The organism is Mycobacterium sp., from assembly GCF_036488105.1.
Lineage (GTDB): Bacteria > Actinomycetota > Actinomycetes > Mycobacteriales > Mycobacteriaceae > Mycobacterium.
In genome coordinates, this window is the sequence record NZ_DASXHW010000022.1 from 1 (window position 1) to 7,659 (window position 7,659).

7 protein-coding genes and 1 pseudogene are annotated in these 7,659 nt (G+C 67.1%); all 8 read right to left on the reverse strand.

Annotated elements, in window-relative coordinates:
* Positions 1 to 333, reverse strand: a pseudogene (locus tag VGH54_RS01305) (acetyl-CoA C-acyltransferase); the annotation flags it as partial.
* Positions 334 to 355: 22 nt separating this feature from the next.
* Complete coding sequence (locus VGH54_RS01310) at positions 356 to 1,822, reverse strand: aldehyde dehydrogenase (RefSeq protein ID WP_414688616.1); 1,467 nt, start codon at positions 1,820 to 1,822, stop codon at positions 356 to 358.
* 40 nt (positions 1,823 to 1,862) lie between these two features.
* The gene (locus VGH54_RS01315) at positions 1,863 to 2,645 is read right to left on the reverse strand and encodes an enoyl-CoA hydratase/isomerase family protein (protein WP_331510133.1); all 783 of its coding nucleotides are present in this window, start codon (positions 2,643 to 2,645) and stop codon (positions 1,863 to 1,865) included.
* Positions 2,642 to 4,249 (reverse strand): class I adenylate-forming enzyme family protein, encoded by a 1,608-nt coding sequence (locus tag VGH54_RS01320; RefSeq protein WP_331510134.1) that lies wholly within the window; start codon positions 4,247 to 4,249, stop codon positions 2,642 to 2,644. Before VGH54_RS01320 ends, VGH54_RS01315 begins: the two co-directional genes overlap by 4 nt.
* A 16-nt stretch (positions 4,250 to 4,265) precedes the next feature.
* On the reverse strand, positions 4,266 to 4,781 hold the full coding sequence (locus tag VGH54_RS01325) for an aromatic-ring-hydroxylating dioxygenase subunit beta (protein WP_331510135.1): 516 nt from the start codon (positions 4,779 to 4,781) through the stop codon (positions 4,266 to 4,268).
* Positions 4,778 to 6,073 carry an aromatic ring-hydroxylating oxygenase subunit alpha gene (locus VGH54_RS01330; RefSeq protein WP_331510136.1) on the reverse strand — a complete coding sequence of 432 codons (1,296 nt, stop codon included), beginning with the start codon at positions 6,071 to 6,073 and terminating at the stop codon, positions 4,778 to 4,780. Before VGH54_RS01330 ends, VGH54_RS01325 begins: the two co-directional genes overlap by 4 nt.
* Positions 6,070 to 6,510: an OB-fold domain-containing protein gene (locus tag VGH54_RS01335; RefSeq protein WP_331510137.1), complete on the reverse strand. Its 441-nt coding sequence runs from the start codon at positions 6,508 to 6,510 to the stop codon at positions 6,070 to 6,072. The genes VGH54_RS01330 and VGH54_RS01335 overlap by 4 nt, the downstream gene beginning before the upstream one ends.
* The gene (locus VGH54_RS01340) at positions 6,507 to 7,640 is read right to left on the reverse strand and encodes a thiolase family protein (protein WP_331510138.1); all 1,134 of its coding nucleotides are present in this window, start codon (positions 7,638 to 7,640) and stop codon (positions 6,507 to 6,509) included. The genes VGH54_RS01335 and VGH54_RS01340 overlap by 4 nt, the downstream gene beginning before the upstream one ends.
* Positions 7,641 to 7,659: the final 19 nt, after the last annotated feature.

The following is a 7,659-nucleotide window of genomic DNA, read 5'->3' on the forward strand; positions in this document are numbered from 1 at the left end:
GCCCGCGACGATCTGCGCAGCCGCGTTGCCGATCGCGGTCAGACCGCCGGCACAGTGCCGGTTGAGCGCCTGGCCGGGGACCTGCAGCATGCCGGTGACGACGGCTGCGTGGCGGGCGATGTCGCCCCCTCCGTAGTTGGACTCCGCCAAGATGATGTCGTCGATCTGGGACGGCTCGAGCCCCGAGCGTTCCTGGACCTCCTTCACGACGATCGCGGCGAGCTCCATCGCCGTGACGTCTCGCAAGGCGCCCTTGAACGCGGTGCCGATCGGCGTGCGGGCTGCAGCGACGATCACGGCGTCCGATCCGGCCTGCTGGATGGTGCGGGTCATGGCGATGTCCTCTCGATGCCCCTCAGCCGAGGGTGAACGGGTCCCGGGTCTGGCCGCTGAGCTCGACCCAGATGGCTTTGGTCTCGGTGAAGTCCTTGACGGCGTCGATGCCGTTCTCCCGCCCGATGCCGCTGTAGCCGACGCCTCCGAACGGAACATGAGGCGCGACAACGCGGTAGGCGTTGACCCACACCGTGCCGGCCTGCAGCTTGGCGGCTACCCGGTGCGCGCGATGAACGTCCTTGGTCCACACCGCCGCGGCTAATCCGAACTCCGTGCTATTGGCAGCGGCGACGGCCTCGTCCTCATCGGTGAAGGTCATCACCGCCAGTACGGGTCCGAAGATCTCCTCGGCGACAGCCCGCATGGAGGGGTCGACACCGGTCAGCACCGTTGGTTTGACGAAGTAGCCGCCGAGGTCAGTGGCCGGCTCGCCGCCGTAGGCGACGGTCGCACCCTGCTCGCGGGCAGAAGCGAAGTGCGACAGCACTTTCTCGTACTGCGGCTGATTGGAAACCGGGCCCATCTCGGTCGTCGGGTCCTTCGGGTCACCCAGTTTGATGGTCGCCGCCCGCGCGACGATCTTGTCCACCAACGCATCGGCGACGCCGCGGTCTACTAGAAGGCGTGAGCCCGCCAAACACGTCTGGCCGGTGGCGGCGAAGACGCCCGCGATCACCCCGTTGGCCGCGGCGTCGAGGTCGGCATCGGCGAACACCACCTGCGCCGACTTGCCGCCGAGTTCGAGCGAGAATCGGGTCATGTTGTCGATCGCGGCCTTGCCCACCTGAATGCCGGTGGTCGTCGATCCGGTGAACGCGATCTTGTCGACACCCGGGTGCGACGCCAGCGCGGCACCCGTCTCCGGACCCCAGCCGGTGACGACGTTGATGACGCCCGGCGGAAAACCGGCCTCGGCGAACAGCTTTGCGAACGCGAGCGTCGATGTCGGGGTGTGGTCGCTGGGCTTGACGACGAAGGTGCAACCCGCGGCCAGTCCGGCCGCCAACTTCCAGGTCAACAGCAGCAGCGGTGAGTTCCAGGGTGTGATCGCGCCGACCACGCCGACGGGTTCATGGCGGGTGTAGACGAAGTAGTTGGGCTTATCCACCGGTATGACGTCGCCCTGCAGCTTGTCGGCCAGCCCGCCGTAGTAGGAGTAGTAGTCCGGCAGCGAGCGCATCTGGCCGACCATTTCGCGAACCAGCTTGCCGCCGTCACGCACCTCGAGTTCGGCGAGCTGCTCGGCCTCGCGCGCGATGATCTCGCCGAGGCGGAGTAGCAGCTTGCCGCGGGCGGTCGCGGTGAGCGCACCCCACGGTCCATTCAGCGCAGCCCGGGCGGCGGCTACGGCGCGGTCCACATCGGCGGCCCCGCCGTCGGGCACGCGCGCCCAAGGCCTGCCAGTGAAGGGGTCAACGCTGTCGTAGGTCGAACCTGATGCGGCCGACGATGATTCTCCCCCGATCAGCAGGTCGAACTGAACCAGCTGATCGACCGCTGTGTCGGTCACCGCCGCCTCCTCCTCCTCATCGTGTTCGGGGTTTCTTCTTGTTGTTCAACGAGTCCGGGCTGGCTCCGGCGTTGCCAAGGTCGGTGAAGAACTTGCCGTGGCGTGCGGCGACGCTGGGGGTCAGATCGCGGGCCTCCCACATCGCGCGAACCGTGCCTTGAACACCATTCGGTCTGCGCGCGGCGATTTCAGCGGCCAGTTCGAAAGCACGGACGCGTAGTTGATCGTCTGGGACCACCTCGGTCACGAGCCCGATGCGCAGCGCGGTCTGTGCAGACATCCGCTCCTCGCTGCCGAGCAACGCCCAGCGCATCACCTCGCCGTAGGGCACGCCGAGGGCCAGCATGCCCATCGGCTCCAACGCCGAGACGATGCCCGCATTGGCATGTGGGTCGAAAAACGTCGCCGTCTCGCTGCAGATCGAGAAGTCGCACTCGTTGACGAAGTACATGGCGCCACCGGCCACGATGCCATGCAGTGCTGCGATCACCGGCTTCCACACCTTGTGTGCCTTCGGGCCCAGTAATTCGCCTGGATCTTCCTGGTTGAAGATCGGCTGGTGCGTCCACCAGGTGCCCTCGGTCACGTCGATGCCGGTGCAGAAAGCCCGTTCGCCGTTGGCGCACAGCACCGCGACCCGGATCTCCTCGTCGTCACGGACTCGGGCCCAGACGGTGGCGAGTTCGGCGGCCATCTGTTCGGTGAAGCTGTTCAGCCGCTCCGGCCGGTTGAGCGCCACGGTGGCGATATGGTTGGTCACCTGAAATTCGATAGTGGCCAGGTCGGTCTGCTCGATCACGGTCGCTCCTCGGTCGATCCGGTGGATACCGGCATCTTCGCACCCGACTGGCTAACATGGCTAACCTGGTTAGCGATCTCGCGCTTGAGGATCTTGCCCGCGGGGCCCAGTGGGAACTCGCGCCAGAACACGAACCGGCGCGGCTGCTTATAACCGGCCAATTCCGAGCGGCACAGCGCAGCCAGTTCGGCGGTCAGTACGTCCCGATCGCTGACGTGGGCTTTGGGAATCACGGCGGCGACCGGCGTCTCACCCCACTCGGGATCAGGCACCCCAACCACCGCCACCATGTCCACATCGTGGTGCTGGGCGAGCACCCGCTCAATCTCTGCCGGGTAGACATTGAACCCGCCGGAGATGATCAGATCGGTTTTGCGACCGGTGATGTGGAGGTAGCCCTCCTCGTCGAGGTAGCCCAAGTCGCCGGATCGCAGCCCGTCGGGCCGGAACGTCTCTGCGGTCTGCTCGGGCCGATTCCAGTAGCCAATCGCGTTGGCGGGACTGGTGATCACGATTTCGCCGACGTCACCGGGTGCGGCGTCTTCGCCCTCGACGTCGATGACACGGATCACGCACATCGGGGTTTCCCGCCCGCACGAGGTCGCGATCGAGGTTCTGCCGGCGACGATGTCGCGGTGATCCTGCGGCGTGAGAATCGTTGCCTGCCCCCCGCATTCGGTAAGCCCATACCGCTGCTGCAGGTCGCAGCCGAGCAGGTCCATCGCCTTACGCGCCAGCCCGGGCGGCACGGGGGCCGAACCATAGGAGATGCGCCGCAGGCTCGACATGTCCCGCGGCGGCCCGTCTTCCAGGATCGCCAGCGTCCGGTGCAGCATCGTCGGGATGAACGTCGTGAACGTGATGGCGCTGCGTTCGATCTCATCGATCACGGCCTGCGGGTCGAACCTCTGATGTATCACCATGGTCTGGCCGAGATAAAGCCACGAGACTGTGCGGACCATGCCGCCGGCGGTGAAGAACGGGGTGGTCGCCAGCATGACGTCGGAGCGGTTGGCTTCGGTCACCAGGTTCGTGTCGGCGGCCTGGTAGAGCAGGCCACGGTGGGTGTGCATCACGCCCTTGGCCCGACCGGTGGTTCCGCTGGTGTACAAGATGAACGCGACGTCGTCCGGCGTGACGTCGCGGCGCCCGGCGCCGGGTTGCACTTGCGCCAGCGCCGTCTCGTAGTCGGTGACCAACTCGCTGGTGCCGAGCGCTGCGCTGGCGCCCACCCCCACTATCAGCCCCAGCTCGGTCAATTCGCCCAGGAACTTCTCTACGTGGTCGGCGTGGATGATCACCGCTCGTGCGCCGGAGTCGTCGCGCACGTGGGCGACCTCGTCGGGAGCCAACCGGATGTTCACCGGCACCGTGACCAGCCCGGCCTTTGCCAGACCGAACGAGATCTCCGGCCATTCAAGGCAATTGCGGGCGATCACCATCACCCGATCGCCCGGTACCAGCCCCCGGCCGATCAGGAAGCTAGCGAGCCTCCTGGCCCGCTCGTCGACCTGTGACCAGGTCAGCGTCCGATCAGCGTCGACGAGCGCACGCTTGTCGGGGTAGCGGCGGGCGTTGTTGGTTGCGATGTCACCGATGAGCATCAGACGAGAAGTCCGTTCATATTAAGAATGCCAGTGTTTCGACCGGTCCGCCCGCGTCGATCAGGTGCACGATCTTGCGGATCAGCCGGGGGCCATCCGGCGACCGACGAACCGTGTGAATAACTCGGCCGGCCCAGAAGCGTTGGCGTAGACGATATTCGAACAGCGCAAAGTTGGATTCCACCGTGACGGTGTCGGCGCCGGCGTCCACCACCTCACTGTTGGAGACCACGCGACGCATCACCGACGGCGGGGTCTGGGAGTGCCGGTTGCCGGTGTTGAGCTGAGCCACCCGGCTTTTGATCCGTCGCCGGTTGTCGTTGATGTAGGCCAGCGTGGTTCGCGGGTCATCGTCGGGGTGCATCGGGACGCGATACTCGACCGTGTCGTCGTCATCGGCCCACAGCGCCTCCCACTCCGAGTAGCGGCCTTCGTCGGCCAGCCGCGCCTCCAGATATAGAAACGACAGGATCTCGGGGTCCGGCAGCGGGCGCAGCGCTGGACGTACCTGGGTTTCGGGGTTGACCGTCATGCTCCGGCCCCTCCGCCGACGACCGAGGCCCAGTGCGAGTAGAACCCGCGTTGGGGGGTCTCGGCACTCTTGTCCCGGTTGATGATTCCGCTTTCGTCGGTCACGTCGTCGTCCACACCGCGCGCCAGCATCAGCCACTCGGGCAGCTCGGCGGCGAGCCCGGCCTGGTTGCGCATGCCGATCTCTCCGTCGTCGGCGATCAGGAATCCCGCCGGACCCATCGCCCCCTCGGAACGGCGCAGCGTGCGCTCGTTCAGCGCATCCTGACCGGGTATCAAGACCGCGGTGGTGTAGGCGATGGTGCGGTCGGGGGCCTGCGGCTCGACGAACATGACGTTCATCTCGGCCAGGAAAAGGTTGGGCCAGATCAACGTGTGTGGTGGGCCCACCACCAGTGCGTCATGGGCCTGCCCGGGGCCGTACGCCCCCTCGAGTGCCTCGACGTAGTCGGCGAGCTTGGCCCGCGGAATGCGGCCGTACCAGACGAATTCCTCATCGAGCTTCCGGTATTCGTCGCTGTAGTCGATCTCGGAATGGCCGTTGCCGATGTCGCGGACCAGCACGTCGACCTTGGTCGGGACGTGCGACACCTTGGCGGGCTTGATCGCGTCGTACACCGAGGCATGCGTGAACAATGCGTGGTAGCCGTCGACGTTGTTCTCCACCACCATCTTCCAATTGGCGTGGTGGAGGTGCTTCATCCAGTTGGCCCGCAAGTCGATCTTGCGGGTGGGGGACAGGTTCAACAGGCGGTCGATGGCGCGCGTTGCCTTGCCGAGATGCTCGGGCAGCGAGATGCCCTCTGGCGCCAATGACGCGAAGACGAATCCGCCGTAGCTGTCGACCCGGGGCGCCTGGGCAAGGCCCAGTTCGGAGCGCAGCTGGTTGAACGCCTCGCCGTAACCTTCACGCATCGGAACACCCTGCAACGCACCGGTATTGCTGAACGTCCAGCCGTGATACGGGCACCGGAACGAGTTGGCGTTGCCCTTCTCGGCGTTGCACAGCTTGTTGGCCCGGTGGGTGCAGCGGTTGAGCACCACCCGGATCACGCCGTCCTTGCCGCGCGCCACGACGACCGGGTCATGCCCGATCATCCGGGTGAGGTAGTCACCCGGCTCGCTGACCTCGCTCTCGTGCGCGACGTAGACCCATCCGGTCTTGAAGATGCTGTCCATTTCGCGCCGGAAGATCTCGGCGGACGTGTATACCGTTCCATGCACGCGGTCGCTGCGTATCACGGTCCCGACGTCGAAGTTGTCTGTCGCGGACGCAGATTCAAGCGTCGTCACTTGTCCTCCAGGATGTCGATGGCCGGGATGGCGACGTCACCGAGGTGGCGGAAACCGATGCGCACCGCTGTGCCGATGGGCGGCGCGGTGTCGGTAGGTTGCAAGGTGGTCATCACCATCCGGTGCCCGCTCGACAGCTCGACGTCGACGATGGGGTAGGGCGCCTTGCCGTGCACCAGGCCGGGCTCACGCCGGTGCATGAGCGTCGCAGTATGGACCGTTCCGCGCGGATCGACTGTGCGCCAGTTACGTTCGCCGTGCCCGCAGCCGTCGCAGACCTCTTGGCCGAGCTCGAGTGGTAGCGCGCAGGCCGCGCAGAACGGCATCGCGAGCTCGTTGCGTCCGGCCGCCCGGTACAGCGGCGCCAGTACGTCGTCATCGGCGGTGGGCGCCAGCGTGCTGTCGAGCAGCCAGTCTTCGACCGCGGTGGCGGTCATGCGACGCGCTCCAACACCAACGCCGCGTGGTGGTCCATCCGGCCGCCGATACCGCCGACCAGCGCCACCGCGGCCCCGGGAACCTGACGCTGCCCGCCGGTGCCCCGCAGCTGAATCATCGCCTCTGCCAACGGCGTCATGCCCTGCAGGTAGAAGCCGGACAGCTGGCCACCGCCGGTATTGGTCGGCAGCGTGCCGCCGGGCCCGGTGTGGCCGTCGCGCACGAACGCACCTGCGGGAACGTCACCGGTGAGCCGGTATTCGTCGAGCAGCGCCAGGGTGACGATCGAGAACGGGTCGTAGAGTTCGGCGACGTGCAGGTCTGATCGGACCATGCCGGCCTGATCGAGCGCGTCCTGCACTGCGCGCCCACCGCCGCCGAACCACGATTCGGCTCCCGAGCGACGGCGCCGCACCGGATGTTCGCGACCGGTGCCGCGAACCCGCAATCGGGTGCCGCCGACAGCGGGCCGCCCGGAGAGCACCACGGCGACCGCGCCGTTCACCGGTCGAGCGCAGTCCAGCAGCCGAAGCGGTTCGGCGATCATCGGGGAAGAGTCGTAGTCGGCGTCGTCGAGCGGCTCGCGGTTGACCGCCTCGGGATTGTCGCGTGCCCAACGCCTTGCCGTGGTAGCCACTGAGCGCAGTGCGTCGGCGCTGGTGCCGGTGACGTGCAGCCAGCGCTGGGCCAGCAGCGCATACGTCGGCACTGAGCCGAGCAGCCCGGAGGCCCGCTCCAGTCCGCGCACCCCGGCGTTGCCGCCGCTGTGTGCGTAGGTTGAGCCGGCGCCCTGGCCGGCCGCCAGGGGCGCGTCGGCGAAGACGCACAGCACGGTCGCGGCCTCACCGGTGACGATCGCGTGGCGCGCGCGCTGGATCATGGCGATGGTCGTGGCGCCCTTGATCTCGACGTGCTCCAGCAGGCGCAGATCCGAAAACCCGGCCGCCGCGGCGAAGCCGACCCCCAGCCGGTCCGGCCGCACACCCTGTGACGAGCCGACCAGGATTCCGTCGACGTCGGCCCGTCCGAGTCCGGCGTCTTCCAGCGCGGCGTCGCTCGCCTGGACGGCCAGCTCGAGTGGCGTCGCGCCCGGACGCAGCGACATCGCGGTCATGCCGAGGCCGACCAGGTCGGCATCGTCGGCGCTC